We start from the raw sequence: 16,849 nt of genomic DNA, 5'->3' as shown, positions 1-16,849 counted from the left end.
GTGAAGGCGGTCAGTCAAATCAAATTACCCATTGAGCACGAAATGGAACTCTTCGAGAAGAAATTCTCCAATTCCATGCAGTCCCGTGTCGCACTTTTTAATCGTATCACCCATTATGTTGTAAACCGCAAGGGCAAGCAAATGCGCCCTATGTTCGTATTTCTCATTGCCAAGATGATCCACGGTGATGATCCTTTGAGCGATCGGGTGTATCGCGGAGCGAGTGTTATTGAGCTCATTCACACGGCCACTTTGGTGCATGATGATGTTGTGGACGATTCCAACAAACGCCGAGGTTTCTTTTCTATCAATGCCTTGTGGAAGAACAAGATCGCCGTTCTGGTGGGAGATTTTATGCTCTCTAAAGGGATGTTGATGTGTATTGATAATGACGATTTTGATCTGTTACGCATCATCTCAAAGGCTGTTAGAGAAATGGCCGAGGGAGAATTGCTTCAAATAGACAAAGCCCGAAAGCTAGATATCACTGAAGAGATCTACTATGAGATCATTCGCAAAAAGACCGCCACTTTGATTGCCGCTTGTTGTGCCATGGGAGCACAATCTGTTTGGGCCACCAAAGATGAGGTGAAGCTGATGGAAAAGTTTGGAGAGCTGATCGGGATGGCCTTTCAGATCAAAGACGATTTGTTTGACTACGGGGAGGCCAAGATCGGGAAGCCTACGGGTATCGATATCAAAGAGCAGAAAATGACCCTCCCGCTAATCCACGCACTCAATACCGCTCCGGCTGACAAAAAACGCTGGTTGATCAACTCGGTCAAGAACCACAATACAGATAAAAAACGCGTCAAAGAAGTCATTGCTTACGTAAAGGAAGTGGGTGGTTTGGACTATGCGGTAAAAAAAATGAAGGCTTATCAACAGCAAGCCATGGAGCTTATAAAGCCTTATCCAGACTCGCCTTACAAGGATTCCTTGGTGCTGATGGTGGACTATGTTATCGACAGAAAAAAATAATTTTTAAACCTCAGGCAACCTTTGGGAAACTATTTGCGTCTTTATAGCGAAACCCAACAAGGTCTGCTTTAGTGAAAGTGATCACTTTACATAAGAATCTCGAACAGCTTTTGGAAAAGGCCCGAACAAACAATCGGAAGGCCCAACAACAATTGTATGAGATGTTCGCACCAAAGATGCTCAGTGTTTGTCGACAGTATATCAAAGACATATCTCTAGCAGAAGAGGTGATGGTAGGAGGATTTTTTAAAGCCTTTACCGCGCTAGATTCTTTTAAAGGTAGCGGAAGTTTTGAAGGCTGGTTGCGCCGAATCATGGTTAGAGAGTCTATTTCTTGGTTGCGCAAAGAGCGAAAACTTCATTTCGAATCAGAAGAAGCTATTGATCACACAACGCAACACGCCGTTTATTTAGACAGTCCCTTGGAAGTGGAACATTTGCAACTCCTCATTGACGAGTTGCCAGAAGGTTACAAAATGGTCTTTGTGATGTATGCTGTAGAAGGATATAAGCACAGTGAGATCGCCGAAACACTCGGGATCAGTGAAAGCACCTCAAAGAGCCAATTGTTTAAGGCGCGCAAATTATTACAGCGCCAATTAAACGCTCAAAACAAGACAAGTTATGGCACCCCTTAAATTTGAAGATAACATACGCGATCAGTTTAAAGATCGCGAGATCAAGCCAAGTGCCGCCGCCTGGGACAAACTAGCCGCTCGCCTAGACGAGGCTCCAAAGCGCGAAAAGAAAGGCTTTGGGATCTGGTGGGCAATTGCAGCAGGAATTGCTGGATTGGCGCTAATTGGTTCTTTGGTCTGGAGTGGAGATCCAGCCCAGCAACAAAATGAGATCGTTATTGAAGAGCCAGCACCGGAAGCTCCAAAGACAGAAAATGTGATCCCCGCGATTCCTTTAGAGAATGAGTTAGAGCAACAAGAAGAAGTGACAGAGGTAGCTGCACAAGATCAGCAGCTAGAGGTTGCTCCTGAAAAGGATATCCAAGTGGAAGAAGTAGTTGAGCAGAAGAAGACTTCAATTGCTCAGACTCCGGCAGAACAAGCTCCGAAGGAATCCGAAGTGATCCTTGTTGATCCAAGAGAAATTGAAGATACAGCAGTTGCGGTGAATACTGCAGATGTGAAGACACAAGATCAGGATGCGGTAGCTGCTAAAGTTGAGGAGGTCGTTGGAAAGATCAAGGACTTGGAAGCGGCTAATGCTGAAGTTTCTGAGGAAGAGATCGCGGATCTTTTACTGCAAGCGCAAAGGGAACTCAAAACCAAATCCATGATCAATATGGAGACCCTCAAAGTAGACGCCAATGCACTACTTATGGACGTGGAGTACGATTTAGAACGATCCTTTAGAGATAAGGTCTTTGACGCCCTGGGTGACGGTTACAACAAGATTCGAACGGCCATGGCCACTCGCAATAATTAATTCATTCATTCATCAATCTGGAAGCATAGCACTACCCCTGCGGTGGTAGGGGTGGGGTTTGCTTCGACTTAAAATCAAAAACGTTATGAGAATCATTACTTACAGTACCGCTGTTGTTATTTGGTTGCTCGCTACTGTTTCACTTTCAGCACAGGATAATAGCGATGCACAGGCACAGATCGACTATCTACAAGGAAAGATAGAGGCGGTCCAAACCGAAGAAAAAGAAGCCCTAAAAGATGAGGTAATCGCAATCAACGATCGCTTAGATAAAGGAGAGATCACTGAGGATGAAGCGACGCAGCTCAAACAAGAAGCAGCAGAAAAGCGCGCCTTGAACATTGAGAATCGTGTAGTGATCATTCAAAATCAGATCGATCTTTTAGAACGCAACGGTTCGTTGAATACAACTTCCACAGATAATTTTGAATTGGTTGTTTTTTCTAAAGGGAAGGTTCTTGATTTTGACTACAATACAAAAGAACGCAAGTACGACCGCAGAACCACAAGTGACTTGGTATTAGCCTTTGGACTCAACAACGCCATCACAGAAGGGGAGTCCTTTGGAGATACTGATTTTAAAATTGCAGGAAGTCGCTTTTTTGAATTGGGATGGGCATGGAAAACTCGTGTGTTTAAAAACTCGAACTGGCTGCGTTTCAAGTATGGATTCTCTTTTCAGTTCAATGGACTTAAGCTGACGGATGACCGTTTCTTTGAAGATACCGGTTCTGAGACAGTGGTCCGCGAATTTGGTGCGAGCTTGGATAAATCAAAGCTGAGAAATGACTATTTGGTGTTCCCAATGCACTTTGAGTTTGGGCCATCAAGAAAGATAGAAAAGGAGGATTACTTCAGATATTCAACCCGTAACAAGCTCAAAGTTGGTTTGGGTGGTTATGCCGGATTCCGTTTGCGCACGGTACAGAAACTGCGTTTTGATGGCCCAGACGGCAATGAGGTAGAGCAAAAACAAACCGGTAATTTCAACACCAACAACTTTGCCTACGGTTTGAGTGGCTACATTGGATGGACTGGAATGGCCCTTTACGTTAAGTACGATCTTAACCCAATCTTTAAAGACAATCCGGTGGAACAGCGCAATATTTCTGTCGGTTTACGATTCGACGTGGACTAAACCCGTTCTCATTTGTAAAAAAGAAGGCACCTTAGGGTGCCTTTTTTAGTGTAAATAGGGGCTATTTTAATTTCGAGGCCAGAGTTGATTGTTATTTTTACTAAAATTGAACTTGTAGATAGTGAAATAATGATATCGCCAAATCGTCATCCATTGTATTAAGACACTTAGAGTAACCCTTGGATAAAAAACCATTATATCAATTTAAGCTTCCACCAGAAGAGGATGTGATTCGAAGAAACCGAACCATTACGGCCTACTATGCAAAAATGTATCGTAGCGAACCAAAACTGTATAAGTGGGCTGGAATGGCGGCTTTTGCTTCTTTCCATATAGGCGAAAAATTAAAATTATGGAATTGGCACAAAAGCGGTATCAAAACCTTCTCTGAGACTTGTCAAAAGAAAAACCGAAATATTGAAGATGATTTCCAAATCATTCGAATAATCAACAATCGTATTTTTATGGAAATAGGCAGCCTGCATTTGGCCTTTAGCCAACTTGATTATTCGCTATTTAAAGAACAGCTCATTGAATCCAAAAAACATAAAATAATCATTGAAGCATTTGAGAAATTACAGAAAGTAAAAAAAGATAATTACGCAAAGAAATCGGAAGAATTAGTATGGGAAGCTAACGTAGAAATTCTTTACCATGAACAGAGTCTTGTGGTGCAACCTATGTTTAATAAACTTACATCTACCTTTTCAAGCGCTATGTCACTCATTGCGAGTTTTGATTATACGGTAAACCATAAGAAGACAAATTGGAAATTGAATTCAAGATTCATATCATTTATGTTGACTAAAGGTTTTTGGGTAACTAAAAAACAAGGATATCTTCCTAATGTCACAAACTTTAAGCAAAGATGGTTTTGGATCACTGAGGATTTATTGAAGAAATGGCAACAAATCGAGAATAAAACGAACTCTGTTGATGAAGAAATAGACTACTTATTGAGTTTTGATAATAGAGCGTTTATCATGAACACTAAAAAGATGGACAAAACACCTGAACATTAATATTTTGATCACTAACGGTGTCCAACAAGGTTTAAAGGGAATGGTTGTTTAGCAAACTACTCGAACTATTTTTGCTTTAAATAAAGTATATTGCTACTTGAAAAAGTAGTTCGTTCAAATCCTCTACTGCTCTTACACAAAATCGATTTGATCTCCAAAAGCACCATAGACAAAGTATATGAAACCGCTCGCCTAGAAGAGGTGATCGGTGACTTTGTGCAACTCAAGAAGTCAGGTTCTAATTTTAAGGGTCTGAGTCCGTTTACTGAGGAGCGCACACCGAGTTTTATGGTTTCCCCAGTAAAGCAGATCTGGAAGGACTTTTCCAGTGGCAAGGGTGGGAATGTGGTCGCTTTTTTGATGGAACACGAGCATTTTTCCTATCCGGAGGCCATTAAGTACCTCGCCAAGAAATATGGTATAGAGGTAGAAGAAACCCAGCAGACCGATGAGCAAAAACAACTCGCCAGCGAGCGTGAAAGCTTGTATTTGGTCAGTGAGTTTGCTAAGGACTATTTTCACAAAACCCTTTTGCACAGTGAAGAGGGTAAGGCTATTGGTTTGACTTATTTTAAGGAGCGTGGCTTTACAGACCAAACCATAAAAGATTTTGCGCTGGGTTATAATCCCAACAGCTGGGATGCTTTTACGTCAGAAGCTTTGGGGAAAGGCTATAAGCTGGATTACTTGGACAAAACAGGGCTGACCATTGTCCGAGAAGACAAGCAATTTGACCGTTTTAAAGGTCGGGTGATGTTCCCGATCCACAGCATGAGTGGTCGCGTCTTGGGATTTGGTGGTCGTATTTTGACCAACGACAAAAAGGCGGCCAAGTATGTCAACTCGCCAGAGAGTGAGATCTATCAGAAAAGTAAGATCCTTTACGGTCTCTATCAGGCCAAACAAACCATAGCTAAAGAAGATCGCTGTTATCTCGTTGAGGGGTATACGGACGTGATCCAAATGCATCAAACGGGCGTGACCAATGTAGTGGCTTCATCCGGTACGGCCCTTACACCAGACCAAATTCGTTTGATACGTAGATTGACGCCCAATATAACGGTTCTTTTTGATGGCGACGCTGCAGGGTTACGTGCGTCGCTACGAGGAATTGACCTCATTCTTGAACAAGGCATGAACGTGCGGGTTTGCACCTTTCCAGAAGGCGAGGATCCGGACAGTTTTGCCAAAGCGCATACACAGGAACAGGTGATCAAATTTTTGGAGGTAGAAAGTCAGGATTTCATCAACTTTAAAGCCTCATTACTCGCACAAGAATCTGCTAATGATCCTGTAAAGAAAGCCGCGACCATACGTGAAATGGTGCAAAGTATTGCTAAGATCCCCGATGTGATCCAACGCGAGGTGTATTTGCAAGAGTGTTCGCGCATTATGGAGATGAGTGAAGAAGTGCTTTTCAATGCCTTGGCGCAACTTCTGAGCAAAGAGCAAAAAGAGCATAAAAAGGCTACCAGAAAACCAGAGCAACCGCCATTTGAGGTTATCGCTAATCAGCAACTTCCAACACAAAAGGTAGATCCTCTTTACGAATACGAACGAAAAATATTAGAGATTCTGTTGCTCTATGGGAACCTTGAGGCTGAGTTTGAGGATCTGGTCATTGAGATGGATGATCAAGGCGAGATGCAACACAAGCCAGAGTTTCATACCGCTAAAGTGTTTGAAAAGGTGTATTTAGATCTCCAAGACGATGAGGTGGAACTCGCTAATCCTGATTTTCGGGCTTTGTACTACGCTTTAATTGAACATCTCAATCAAGGAGGAGAAAAGATCGATTCACTGATTCACACCTTAGAACCTGGGCCGGCTTCTATGGCCACCAGTATCCTTATGGATGATGAGCGTTATCAATTGGGAAATTGGGAGCGCAAAGAGATCTATGTCAAGGATAAAGCCTATTCCATTGGTCAATATGTGAGTCAAACGATCTTGAATTTGCGTCGTTTGCTGATCTCACAGAAGATAGAAGAGTTGGCCAATATTGTCAAGGACGCAGATGATGCCGCAAGAAAAGAACCCCTAGAAACCATAATTGATTACCAGGGGCTTAAAAAGGTGTTGAGCAACAAGCTCGGGCGTGTGCTCTAATGCTTATCTGAATTGAAACATACGAGACTGGTGGATCAGATCCGCCAAGTTGTCTACCTTGAGTTTCTTAAGCAATCTTGTTTTGTACGTACTCACCGTTTTCTCATTGATGTCAAGCGCATTTGCGATGTCTTTGTTACGCTTTCCGCTAGAGAGGAGGTTGAGTACTTCGATCTCTCTTGAAGAAAGCTTTTTGTAACGGCTAATCGCACTGGATTCGCCTACGTTGCGGGATGTAAAAGTTGATGTCAATTCTTCGTTCAAGAAAATTCCGCCTTTGGCTACTAACTCAAGCGCATCTACAAATACTTTTGTTGATGCCGTTTTTGGTACGTAACCTGCCGCTCCTGATTTGATGGAACGCAAGGCGTATATCTCTTCTGGATTGGTGGAGTAGATCAGCACACGTACGTCTGGAAATTCTGCCTTAATAGTTCTTAGCGCCGTGATTCCGTTGACTTGTGGAATGTCAATTTCCATTACAAGTACATCCGGTTTTTCTTCACGCAGAGCTTTGTACAGTTCTGTTCCATTGTGAACTTTGTCAACGATTTCTATCGTCTCGTGTCCCTGGAGCAGACATTCGATTCCCTTGCGTACTACGGGATGATGATCCGCTATTAATACTTTGGTCATAATTGTGAGGTTATGTTGCCGTGAACCTTAAATTCACGGTTAAAATATATGTAGTAGAAATACTACAATTTCAAAAATAGGAAAAAGCTGAAGTGGTGGAATTAAATTTCGTTTAACGTCCTAAATTTTCGATAAAGCACGGCTTAACGCAATTCATGGGGGATTTCGCAGACTGGGATGGGCTGCATTTTGTGTTGATTTATACGGTTTAACCGTAGATAGATCTTATAAACCTCTTGCTCGCGACCTTCAAAATCTTCTGGTTTTTTACCTGAATCTTGCATGGCCATGGCCCATTCCAATTCGTCATAAGATGCCCCAATTTGATCCTCATCTGTGCGGCTATCTCCAAACAATCCATCGGTAGGAGCGGCATTCATAATCGCTGCTGGAACACCGATATGACCTCCAACGGCATATACTTCACTTTTCATCAGATCGGCTATTGGACTCAGGTCCACGCCACCGTCTCCGTATTTGGTGTAGAATCCAACTCCAAAGTCTTCCACTTTGTTTCCGGTTCCAGCCACTAAATATCTGTGAAGACCTGCAAAATAATACAAGGTGGTCATCCGCAAACGCGCACGTGTGTTGGCTAAGGAAAGATCCAATAGGCTGTCGTCTTCCACAGCAGGGGTTTGGTCTTTGAATCCTTCAAATACCGGTGTAAGATCCACTCGGTGTGAAGAGACATTAGGAAAGCGCTGCTTAAGCTTAGCAATATGCTCTTCTGCGCGGGTCACTTGAGAGGCTGCTTGGTGAATGGGCATTTCCAAACAAAGGGTCGGAAAGCCGGTCATTGCGCAAAGGGTAGAGGTAACACCAGAATCTATTCCGCCACTAACACCTACTACAAAGCCGTCAAGGCCTGCGTTTTCAATATAGGTCTTAAGCCATGAAACGATGTGTTCTGTTACTTTTTCTACTTGCATTTTTGAGCTTCTTTTAGCTTGATTTAACGTACCTTTGCCTAGCAAAATTACGGATTTTAAAATTTATTTTTTGCCCTTGCGTTATACGATTATGAATATCCAGAAATCCCTTGTGAAATCGAGTATTTATTGGGCTTTTGTCTTGATCTTTGGTTTGCTTTTTGCTTGCAGCGATGCTCCGCAAGTTAAGCCTGAGGTTTTGGACATAGAAATTCAGACTGACGTGATCCGTTTTGATCTTGAATTCGATCGCGCCCTGGAATCTGAAATTCCCCAACTTAAAGCAAAGTATCCGCAACTGTTTCCGCAGCAATATCCAGACAGTTTTTGGGTGGCCAAAAAACGCGATACCTTATTACAAGCTTTGGCTAAGGAAGTGCAGCAGGCCTATCCAGATTTCACGGAGCAAGAAGAAGAGCTTAACCTGCTGTTCAAGCACCTAAAGTATTATTTCCCAGATTTTACACCGCCAACCGTTTATACCGTGCTCTCTGAGGTCGATTATAAGGATCCTGTCCTCTGGGCTGGGGATCAAATGAGCATCGGCTTGGACAATTATCTAGGAGCAGAGCATCCTTTTTATGAAGGGATCCCGCTTTATATAGCGGCCAATATGAAATCGCAGCAGATCGTTGCAGACGTGGCAAACCTTGCGAGCAGAGCCTATGTGCCGCCGGCGCGCAATCGCAGCTTTTTAGGGCAAATGCTCTATCACGGTAAGCTGTTGTATTTGCAGACCTTATTGTTGCCCTTAGAATCTGAAGCTACGCTGATGGGATATTCAGAGGCTCAGTACCAATGGGCTACAGAGAATGAAATGGACATTTGGCGTTATTTTGTGGAGCGCGAGGTGCTCTACGATACCAATCCTAAATTATTGAATCAGTTCATCAATCCAGCGCCTTTTTCTAAATTCTATTTGGAGATAGACAATGAATCTCCAGGCCGAATCGGACGCTATATGGGCTTACAAATGGTGAAAGCCTTTGCAGAGAATACCGACAGCTCCTTAGCAGAACTATTAACAACACCTGCGGATCAATTGTATCAGCAGTCTAAATACAAACCCAAAAAGTAATGGCGAATAATCACACTTCAGAAATCTCCTTTAAAGTTGAACTTGATGAGAACAGAGTTCCTGAGAACATTCATTGGAGTGCCGCAGATGGCGGTGTGACCAATCAAGAGTCCAACGCAGCCTTGATCTCCGTTTGGGACCCCAAGGGAAAGGAAGCTCTGCGTATTGACTTGTGGACTAAAGACATGCCAGTAGAGGAGATGAAGGTGTTTTTCTACCAAACCTTAATGGGAATGGCAGGTACTTACAAACGCGCCACCAATGATGATAAAATGGCCGATACCATGCTGGACTTTGTGGATTACTTTGCCGATAAAACTGGCATTAAATAGATTGTATGCAGTCTGAGCGTGCCTTGCACTTTGTGTATAATGCCGATTCTGGGGCGCTAAATGCTGTAAAGGATAGCCTGCACAAATGGTTGTCGCCAGAAACCTATGATTGCGACCTTTGTGCGCTAACGCACGACGCTTTTCAAGAGAATAAAGCATGGAAGTCCTTCCGTGAATCTGCAGACATTCCCATGCATTTTCACCATCGGGATGAATTTGAAAAAACCTTCCGATCCAAATGGCTTCCCAAATACGATTTTCCTGCCATACTATTAGAGTCTGAATACGGCTTGGAATTGATGATCTCTGCTGATGAACTAAAGGAGCTCAAAGCGGTGGAGACTCTCATTGCCACGGTAAAGGAAAAGTGGAAGCTTTACAGCTGAGATTCTTCAGCGATCTCTTTGTTTATCGTATCGATATAATCCAATAACTCTTCCGCTCCTAGGCGTTTAGAGCTTGATGTGATGAAGTAGGGTGGTAGGCTTTCCCATGTTTGCAACAGGCGTTCCAAGTAAAGATCTACATTGCGTTTAAGCGCATTGGGTTTAAGCTTGTCCGCTTTGGTGAAGATGATTCCAAAAGGAAGGTTATTCTCGCCAAGCCATTGCATGAATTCCAGATCTATGGGCTGCGGATCGTGACGGCAATCTACCAGAACGAATCCCATGACCAATTGTTTTCTGCGCTCAAAATACTGGGTAATGAACTTTTGAAAGGTTTTTTTGTCTGATTTAGACACGCGCGCATATCCGTAGCCGGGTAAATCTACCAAGTGCCAGTTCTCATTGATCAAAAAATGATTGATGAGCTGTGTTTTCCCAGGTCTCCCGGAAGTTTTCGCCAAGCTCTTTCTGTTGGTCAACATATTGATCAGGGAAGACTTCCCAACGTTAGATCGGCCAATAAAAGCGTATTCCGGCAAATTGCTCTTAGGACATTTGGCAACATCGCTGTTGCTCATTACAAAGGTTGCGGATTTAATATCCATGGGATGGGATTATAGCTGGCGCTCTTTGAGCCAAGTATGCAGTAGTTCGTTGAATCGGTCCGGATGCTCCATCATAGCAGCATGTCCGCATTCGTCGATCCAATACAAGTTCGAATCTGGTAGGAGCTCGTGGAATTCCTCAGCAACATTCGGTGGTGTTACATTGTCATTCTTACCCCAGATAATACAGGTTGGGTTAGGCATATTGGGTAGATCCTTAGCCATATTATGTCTGATGGCGCTTTTGGCAATGGCCAAGGTGCGGATCAGTTTGTTGCGGTCGTTAACTGTAGCATAAACCTCATCAACGATCTCTTTGGTCGCCACTTTCGGGTCGTAGAATACATTCTCTGCTTTTTGCTTGATGTACTCGTAATCTCCGCGTTTCGGATAGCTTTCTCCCATTGCGCTTTCATACAAACCAGAACTACCAGTGATGACCAATCCTTTGATCTTCTCCGGATATAATTTGGTACATAGTAACCCTATGTGACCTCCAAGTGAATTTCCTAAAAGAATAACCTGCTCATCTCCAATATGATCAATGAAATCAGAGACGTAAACCGCCAATGTTTTGACATTGGTTTTTAGCAAGGGCATGGTGTAAATAGGCAATTCCGGGATCAAGATCTTGTAACCGAAATTGGGGAAATACTCCGTAACCGCCTCGAAGTTAGAAAGCCCACCCATCAGTCCGTGTAGGATGATTACTGGGGTGCCTTCTCCTTTCTCAAGGTAGGTGAATTTGCCTTCTTTCTTTAATTCGTGAGTCATTCGGTTGCTGCTAGTTGACTGTCGCAAATATAGGTAATATTCAGGGAATTCGTTAGGGGCTTGGTCGGTCTAAAATACAACTAATTACGGGGGCTTCAAAGCCCTCAAGTATCTCACAATAAACACTCAAATCTACACGTTCAAAATATTAAAAATCAAAGGTTTATGTGGGTTTCTACACTAGGGTGGTAAAACTTATCAACAATGTGGTAAAATGTGGTAAATTGTGGTAAAATATTGATATATTTGACCAACTAAACAAATTTTTCCGGGAAATCTCGTGCTCAATCTCATTGGAACATACGATTGTAAAGCTGACGTAAAAGGACGCGTCATGGTCCCTGCTGGTTTGAAGAAGCAACTGTCTCCTTCTCTGGCAGATGGGTTCGTGGTCAAGCGTGCTGTGTTTCAGCCGTGTTTGGAATTGTACCCGATGAGTGAATGGAATGCGCTGATGGAAAAGATGAGTGGGCTCAATCGGTTCAGTAGAAAGAACAATGACTTCATTCGTCGTTTTACCGCAGGTGTGAGAACCGTAGAGCTGGACAGCACCGGAAGATTGTTGATCCCTAAAGACCTGATGCAATTTGCAGGTCTGTCAAAAGAAATTGTAATTGCTTCGGCCATCACAATAGTTGAGATCTGGGACAAAGCCAAGTATGAAACCGCGATTGCGGATGCAGCGAATGACTTTGCCGATCTGGCCGAAGAGGTAATGGGCGATACAGCGCATGATGTTGATGGAATATCATAAACCCGTTTTACTGGAAGAAACTGTAGCAGGACTTGATATCAAGCCAGCGGGAATTTATGTCGATGTTACTTTTGGAGGCGGTGGCCACTCGCGGGAGATTCTCAGCCGCTTGGATGAAAACGGCCGATTGTTAGCCTTTGATCAAGACCCAGATGCTCAAGCCAATATCATAGATGATCCTCGATTTACGCTAATTCCTGAAAATTTTAGATACCTCAAACGCTTTTTGCGTTTCCACGGTCACAAACAAGTGGATGGTATTTTAGGAGACTTTGGAGTTTCTTCTCATCAATTCGATCAAGCCGAGCGCGGATTCTCAACTCGTTTCAATGCGGACTTAGATATGCGCATGAACCAAAAGGCAGGCCTTTCTGCCAAAGACTTGGTCAATGGTGCCTCAGAAGCTGAACTCACTCAAATACTAAGAAAATACGGCGAGCTGCGTCCTGCAGCCGGGATGGCTCGATTGATCGTTGCACGTAGAGAACAAGCAGAGATCGCCGATACCCAGACGCTTAAAGAGACGCTAAAGCGTTTTATACCTCGCAATAAAGAGCACAAGATCATGGCGCAGGTCTTTCAGGCACTGCGTATAGCGGTTAATGATGAATTGACTGCCCTAGAAGAATTCCTCATGCAGACCCAAGAGGTGTTGAAACCAGGCGGACGTCTTTCGGTGATCTCTTACCACTCGCTGGAGGATCGGCTGGTCAAGCGTTTTATGCGCAATGGCATGTTTGAGGGGGAGCCTGAGAAAGATGTCTTTGGACGGGCAGAGGTGCCCTTCAAGCCTGTGGGTAAGTTCATCGTACCATCCGCAGAAGAAATTGAAGTCAACAACAGAGCTCGGTCTGCCAAGCTCAGAATCGCTGAAAAACTTTAAGGATGAAGGATAATATCTATCACATACTTAGAGGTAAATTTTTGGTGAGTGAAGACGCGCTAAAAAATTGGAAGTTCATCATTTTCTTGTCCTTCCTGGCTTTGATCATGATCGCGAGTTCACACAGTGCGGACAAAAAGGTACACCGAATCGCGCAGCTCAATGATCAGGTTAAAGAACTCAAGAGTGAGTATGTGGACGTGCGTATGAAACTAGCGCAGGCACGTATGGAATCTCGAGTGCTGGCCAATTTGAAGTCTCGCGGATTAGCTCCGTCAGAAACACCACCGACAAAAATTCAAATCAGCAGCGATGGCCGTTAAAGAAAAGAACATACTCAGCAGATTGTACTTCGTTGCCGGGGCTTTGTTTGTTTTCGCCTTGCTGATCACGGTACAACTCATCAAGATCCAATTTGTAGAAGGGGATCAGTATAGAGAGTTGGCTCAAGAGAACACCTTGAAGAATTTTGTGATCTCTGCCAATCGCGGAAACGTTTATGCGGACGACGGCAGTCTTTTGGCCACTTCGGTTCCTAAGTATGAAATCCGATTTGATGCAGTGACCGTTTCCAATACGGTCTTTGAAGAAAACTTAGTGCCGCTTTCTAAGGAGTTGGCAAAAATGTTGGGTAAAACTCCAAACTACTATCAGCAGCGCTTGAGAAAAGCGCGGGCTAATAAAAATCGCTATTTGCTCATTGCTCGTAACCTCGGTTATTCTGACTATGTGAAGATCAAAGGCTTCCCGATGTTTGAAAAGGGTCCTTTTAAAGGAGGGATCATTGTTGATCAGGATACTCGTCGTGAACATCCTTTGGGGCAGATCGGGAGCAGAACCATTGGCTACGAACGTACCGATGACAACGGCTTCATCACCCGTATCGGACTTGAAGGTGCTTACGGAAGCTATCTCCGTGGGAAAGAAGGCCGCCGCATGAAACAGAAGATCGCCAAGGGACAATGGAAGCCCCTCAGCGACGACAATGAAATTGAGCCGCAAGATGGCTTTGATGTGGTGACCACCATCAATGTGAACATTCAAGACATAGCGCACCATGCCTTGCTCAAGCAATTGGAGTATTATGAAGCGGAACACGGTTGTGTCATAGTTATGGATGTTGAAACTGGAGCCATTAAAGCAGTTTCTAATCTCGGCAGAACCTCTAAAGGAACTTATGCAGAATCTTATAATTATGCCATTGGAGAGGCTCATGAGCCTGGCTCTACTTTTAAAGTGATGGCCTTTGCCGCGGCTTTAGAGGATCAAGTTATCGATACTTCCACCGTGGTTGAAACCGGACGCGGGGTTTATACTTTTTATGGGAGACGTATTCGCGATTCCAAAACAGGAGGATACGGAACTATCTCTGCTGCACGTGCCTTAGAAGTTTCCTCCAACATTGGATTGGCGCGTATTATTGATGAAAATTACAAAGATGATCCAGAGCGTTTCTTGCGTTATTTAGAAGGATGGAATCTGGATAAGCCCATTGGGATCAGCATTCTTGGTGAAGGAGTTCCAGATATGCCAAAACCTGGGAAACCCAAATGGAGTAAAAATGCCTTGCCGTCTATGGCCTATGGTTATGGCTTAACGCTAACTCCACTGCAAACCCTCACATTTTATAACGCCATCGCCAATGGTGGCGTCATGGTAAAGCCTCACTTTATCTCAGAAGTGCGTACCTGGAATCGTGCCATAGAAACCTTTGAACCGGAAGTCCTAAATCCTGCCATTTGCTCCAAATCTACCATTGCTAAGGTGCAGGCGGTTCTTGAAAATGTGGTTAAACGCGGTACCGGAGACGGACTGTATAGCGAGTATTTCTCTATGGCCGGAAAGACCGGAACGGCGCAGACCGAATACTGGATGTCTGATTGGGAAGACGATAAACGCTATATCTCTTCTTTTGCGGGTTACTTCCCGGCAGATCAGCCCAAGTATTCCTGTATTGTGATCATCCATAAGCCGAGTACCAAAAAAGGCTATTACGGTGCAGATGTCTCTGGTCCAGTTTTTAAACGTATTGCTCAGAAAATCTACACCGACGTGCCGGTGATGGATGAGGTCAATGAGCTCAATGAGCCCAGCCAGCAGGTGATGGGAGACTTTGAAAAGTATTATGCTATGGCGCAAAAGGCCGGCAGTCAAATGCCGAATGTAAAGGGTATGGCCGGAATGGATGCTGTAGCCCTTTTAGAGAATATGGGATTGGAAGTGGTGCTGATCGGGAACGGAAATGTGATCCAGCAATCGGTCAGTAGCGGAACAGCCATAAGTGACGGACAAAAAATAACCTTGACATTATCGTGATCAAACTGAAGGACTTGCTTTATAAGGTTTCTCTCGATTCGGTTGTCGGGGGTACTGATGTGGCCGTGAATACGGTGGCTTATGACTCGCGCAAGATCGGCTTGAACGATGTCTTTGTGGCCATCCGTGGTACGCAAGTAGACGGTCACGATTATATCAAAAAGGCTACGCATGCAGGGGCTATTGCCATTGTATGTGAAGAAGTGCCTGCGGAGATCATCAACGGTGTGACTTACGCTGTTGTGACTGATGCGAATTCGGCTTTAGCGCAGATTGCAGCAAACTATTATCAAGATCCCTCTCAGGAATTACAATTGGTAGGTGTTACCGGAACCAATGGTAAAACAACCATCGCGAGTTTACTCTACGACCTTTACCTCAAAGCGGGTTATACCGTTGGGCTTTTGTCTACCGTAGTGGTTAAGGTTGGCCAACAAGAATTCCCAGCAACGCATACCACGCCAGATCCTTTGGCAATTAACGGCTATTTAAGACAAATGGTTGACGCAGGTGTTGACTATTGCTTCATGGAAGTTTCCAGTCACGGCATCCATCAGAAGCGCACAGAAGGACTTCAATTTAAAGGCGGAATCTTCACAAACCTCACTCACGATCACTTGGACTACCACAACAGTTTTAAGGAGTATCGTGATGTGAAGAAAGCCTTTTTTGATCAGCTTCCTAAAGATGCTTTTGCCTTGACCAACTTAGACGACAAGAACGGTCGCTATATGTTGCAAAACACCAAGGCCAAAAAATATACTTATGCGTTAAAATCTATTGCGGATTACAAAGCGCAATTGTTGGAGCATCAGTTTAGTGGGATGCTGCTCAAGATCAATAATTCGGAGATCTGGGTAAAGCTCATTGGAGAATTCAATGCCTACAATTTGTTGGCTATTCATGCCACTGCGGATTTGTTGGGTATGGATGCTATGGAAAACCTGCAATTCTTGAGTGAATTGGAGAGTGTTTCCGGTCGATTCCAGTATTTCACCAATGCAGAACAGGTTACCGCAATTGTGGACTACGCGCATACGCCAGATGCATTGAAGAATGTATTGGAGACCATCAATGCCATTAGAACCGGAAATGAACAACTCATTACCGTTGTGGGTTGTGGAGGTGATCGCGATCCCGATAAACGTCCCAAGATGGGCATGATCGCTGCGGCCATGAGTACTACGGCCATCTTTACCAGCGACAACCCCAGAAGTGAAGATCCGGATACCATTATAGAGGCGATGGAAGAAGGGGTGGAGCCGCAACATTTTAAGCGAACCCTTTCCATTACAGACAGAAAACAAGCGATAAAGACGGCCTGTAAAATGGCCAATGCAAATGATATCATCCTCGTTGCCGGAAAAGGGCATGAGGCCTACCAAGAGATCAAAGGCGAGCGCTTTGACTTTGACGACTATCAGATCATCCATCAACTACTAACCATCTAAGTCCGGAGTTTT

The 16,849-nt window shown here is 44.0% G+C and carries 18 protein-coding genes; 14 read left to right on the top strand and 4 right to left on the bottom strand.

Annotated features, from left to right (window positions below; genetic code table 11):
* From POW22_RS11635 to dnaG, 6 genes are all read left to right on the top strand, one after another.
* Positions 1-981 carry a polyprenyl synthetase family protein gene (locus POW22_RS11635; RefSeq protein WP_272832863.1) on the top strand — a complete coding sequence of 327 codons (981 nt, stop codon included), beginning with the start codon at positions 1-3 and terminating at the stop codon, positions 979-981.
* Positions 982-1,052: 71 nt separating this feature from the next.
* A complete protein-coding gene (locus tag POW22_RS11630) occupies positions 1,053-1,619 on the top strand; it encodes an RNA polymerase sigma factor (RefSeq protein ID WP_272832862.1) in 567 nt (188 codons plus the stop codon).
* Complete coding sequence (locus tag POW22_RS11625) at positions 1,606-2,421, top strand: hypothetical protein (RefSeq protein ID WP_272832861.1); 816 nt, start codon at positions 1,606-1,608, stop codon at positions 2,419-2,421. Before POW22_RS11630 ends, POW22_RS11625 begins: the two co-directional genes overlap by 14 nt.
* An 85-nt stretch (positions 2,422-2,506) precedes the next feature.
* Positions 2,507-3,559 carry a coiled-coil domain-containing protein gene (locus POW22_RS11620; RefSeq protein ID WP_272832860.1) on the top strand — a complete coding sequence of 351 codons (1,053 nt, stop codon included), beginning with the start codon at positions 2,507-2,509 and terminating at the stop codon, positions 3,557-3,559.
* Between the two features lie 179 nt (positions 3,560-3,738).
* Entirely contained in the window at positions 3,739-4,581 is an 843-nt protein-coding gene (locus POW22_RS11615) for a DUF2515 family protein (protein ID WP_272832859.1), read from the top strand.
* Between the two features lie 147 nt (positions 4,582-4,728).
* Positions 4,729-6,690: a DNA primase gene (dnaG, locus tag POW22_RS11610; protein ID WP_272832858.1), complete on the top strand. Its 1,962-nt coding sequence runs from the start codon at positions 4,729-4,731 to the stop codon at positions 6,688-6,690.
* A gap of 3 nt (positions 6,691-6,693) precedes the next feature.
* On the opposite strand, the gene POW22_RS11605 is transcribed toward dnaG, so the two are convergent.
* Together POW22_RS11605 and nadE are read right to left on the bottom strand one after the other, a co-directional pair.
* Positions 6,694-7,326: a response regulator gene (locus tag POW22_RS11605; protein ID WP_087523289.1), complete on the bottom strand. Its 633-nt coding sequence runs from the start codon at positions 7,324-7,326 to the stop codon at positions 6,694-6,696.
* A gap of 143 nt (positions 7,327-7,469) precedes the next feature.
* Positions 7,470-8,258, bottom strand: a complete 789-nt coding sequence (nadE, locus tag POW22_RS11600) for an NAD(+) synthase (RefSeq protein WP_272832857.1) — start codon at positions 8,256-8,258, stop codon at positions 7,470-7,472.
* A 91-nt stretch (positions 8,259-8,349) separates the two neighbouring features.
* Here nadE and gldB point away from each other — a divergent pair, with 91 nt between their 5' ends.
* Genes gldB through POW22_RS11585 form a run of 3 tightly spaced genes read left to right on the top strand, consistent with a single transcriptional unit; the run spans position 8,350 to position 10,054 of the window.
* A complete protein-coding gene (gene gldB, locus POW22_RS11595) occupies positions 8,350-9,336 on the top strand; it encodes a gliding motility lipoprotein GldB (protein ID WP_272832856.1) in 987 nt (328 codons plus the stop codon).
* A complete protein-coding gene (gene gldC / locus POW22_RS11590; protein WP_272832854.1) occupies positions 9,336-9,668 on the top strand; it encodes a gliding motility protein GldC in 333 nt (110 codons plus the stop codon). Before gldB ends, gldC begins: the two co-directional genes overlap by 1 nt.
* A 5-nt stretch (positions 9,669-9,673) precedes the next feature.
* Entirely contained in the window at positions 9,674-10,054 is a 381-nt protein-coding gene (locus tag POW22_RS11585; protein ID WP_272832853.1) for a GTPase, read from the top strand.
* Here POW22_RS11585 and yihA read toward each other — a convergent pair.
* Together yihA and POW22_RS11575 are read right to left on the bottom strand one after the other, a co-directional pair.
* A complete protein-coding gene (gene yihA / locus POW22_RS11580; protein WP_272832851.1) occupies positions 10,045-10,659 on the bottom strand; it encodes a ribosome biogenesis GTP-binding protein YihA/YsxC in 615 nt (204 codons plus the stop codon). The two genes, POW22_RS11585 and yihA, sit on opposite strands and share 10 nt — an antisense overlap.
* 9 nt (positions 10,660-10,668) lie before the next feature.
* Entirely contained in the window at positions 10,669-11,433 is a 765-nt protein-coding gene (locus POW22_RS11575; RefSeq protein ID WP_272832850.1) for an alpha/beta fold hydrolase, read from the bottom strand.
* A 280-nt stretch (positions 11,434-11,713) separates the two neighbouring features.
* Between POW22_RS11575 and mraZ the strand changes: the two genes are divergently transcribed.
* From mraZ to POW22_RS11550, 5 genes are read left to right on the top strand one after another with little or no spacing between them, the layout of a single operon-like run.
* A complete protein-coding gene (mraZ, locus tag POW22_RS11570; RefSeq protein WP_272832849.1) occupies positions 11,714-12,187 on the top strand; it encodes a division/cell wall cluster transcriptional repressor MraZ in 474 nt (157 codons plus the stop codon).
* Entirely contained in the window at positions 12,174-13,070 is an 897-nt protein-coding gene (gene rsmH, locus POW22_RS11565; protein WP_272832848.1) for a 16S rRNA (cytosine(1402)-N(4))-methyltransferase RsmH, read from the top strand. The genes mraZ and rsmH overlap by 14 nt, the downstream gene beginning before the upstream one ends.
* Positions 13,071-13,072: 2 nt before the next feature.
* Positions 13,073-13,393, top strand: a complete 321-nt coding sequence (locus POW22_RS11560) for an FtsL-like putative cell division protein (RefSeq protein WP_272832847.1) — start codon at positions 13,073-13,075, stop codon at positions 13,391-13,393.
* Complete coding sequence (locus tag POW22_RS11555; protein WP_272832846.1) at positions 13,383-15,386, top strand: penicillin-binding protein; 2,004 nt, start codon at positions 13,383-13,385, stop codon at positions 15,384-15,386. Before POW22_RS11560 ends, POW22_RS11555 begins: the two co-directional genes overlap by 11 nt.
* Positions 15,383-16,837 carry a UDP-N-acetylmuramoyl-L-alanyl-D-glutamate--2,6-diaminopimelate ligase gene (locus POW22_RS11550; RefSeq protein ID WP_272832845.1) on the top strand — a complete coding sequence of 485 codons (1,455 nt, stop codon included), beginning with the start codon at positions 15,383-15,385 and terminating at the stop codon, positions 16,835-16,837. Before POW22_RS11555 ends, POW22_RS11550 begins: the two co-directional genes overlap by 4 nt.
* Positions 16,838-16,849 lie beyond the last annotated feature (12 nt).

The organism is Gilvibacter sediminis, assembly GCF_028561565.1.
GTDB classification, from domain to species: Bacteria; Bacteroidota; Bacteroidia; order Flavobacteriales; family Flavobacteriaceae; genus Gilvibacter; species Gilvibacter sediminis.
The sequence above is the reverse complement of the archived record's forward strand: the minus strand, read 5'-3'. Positions and strand labels throughout refer to the sequence as shown.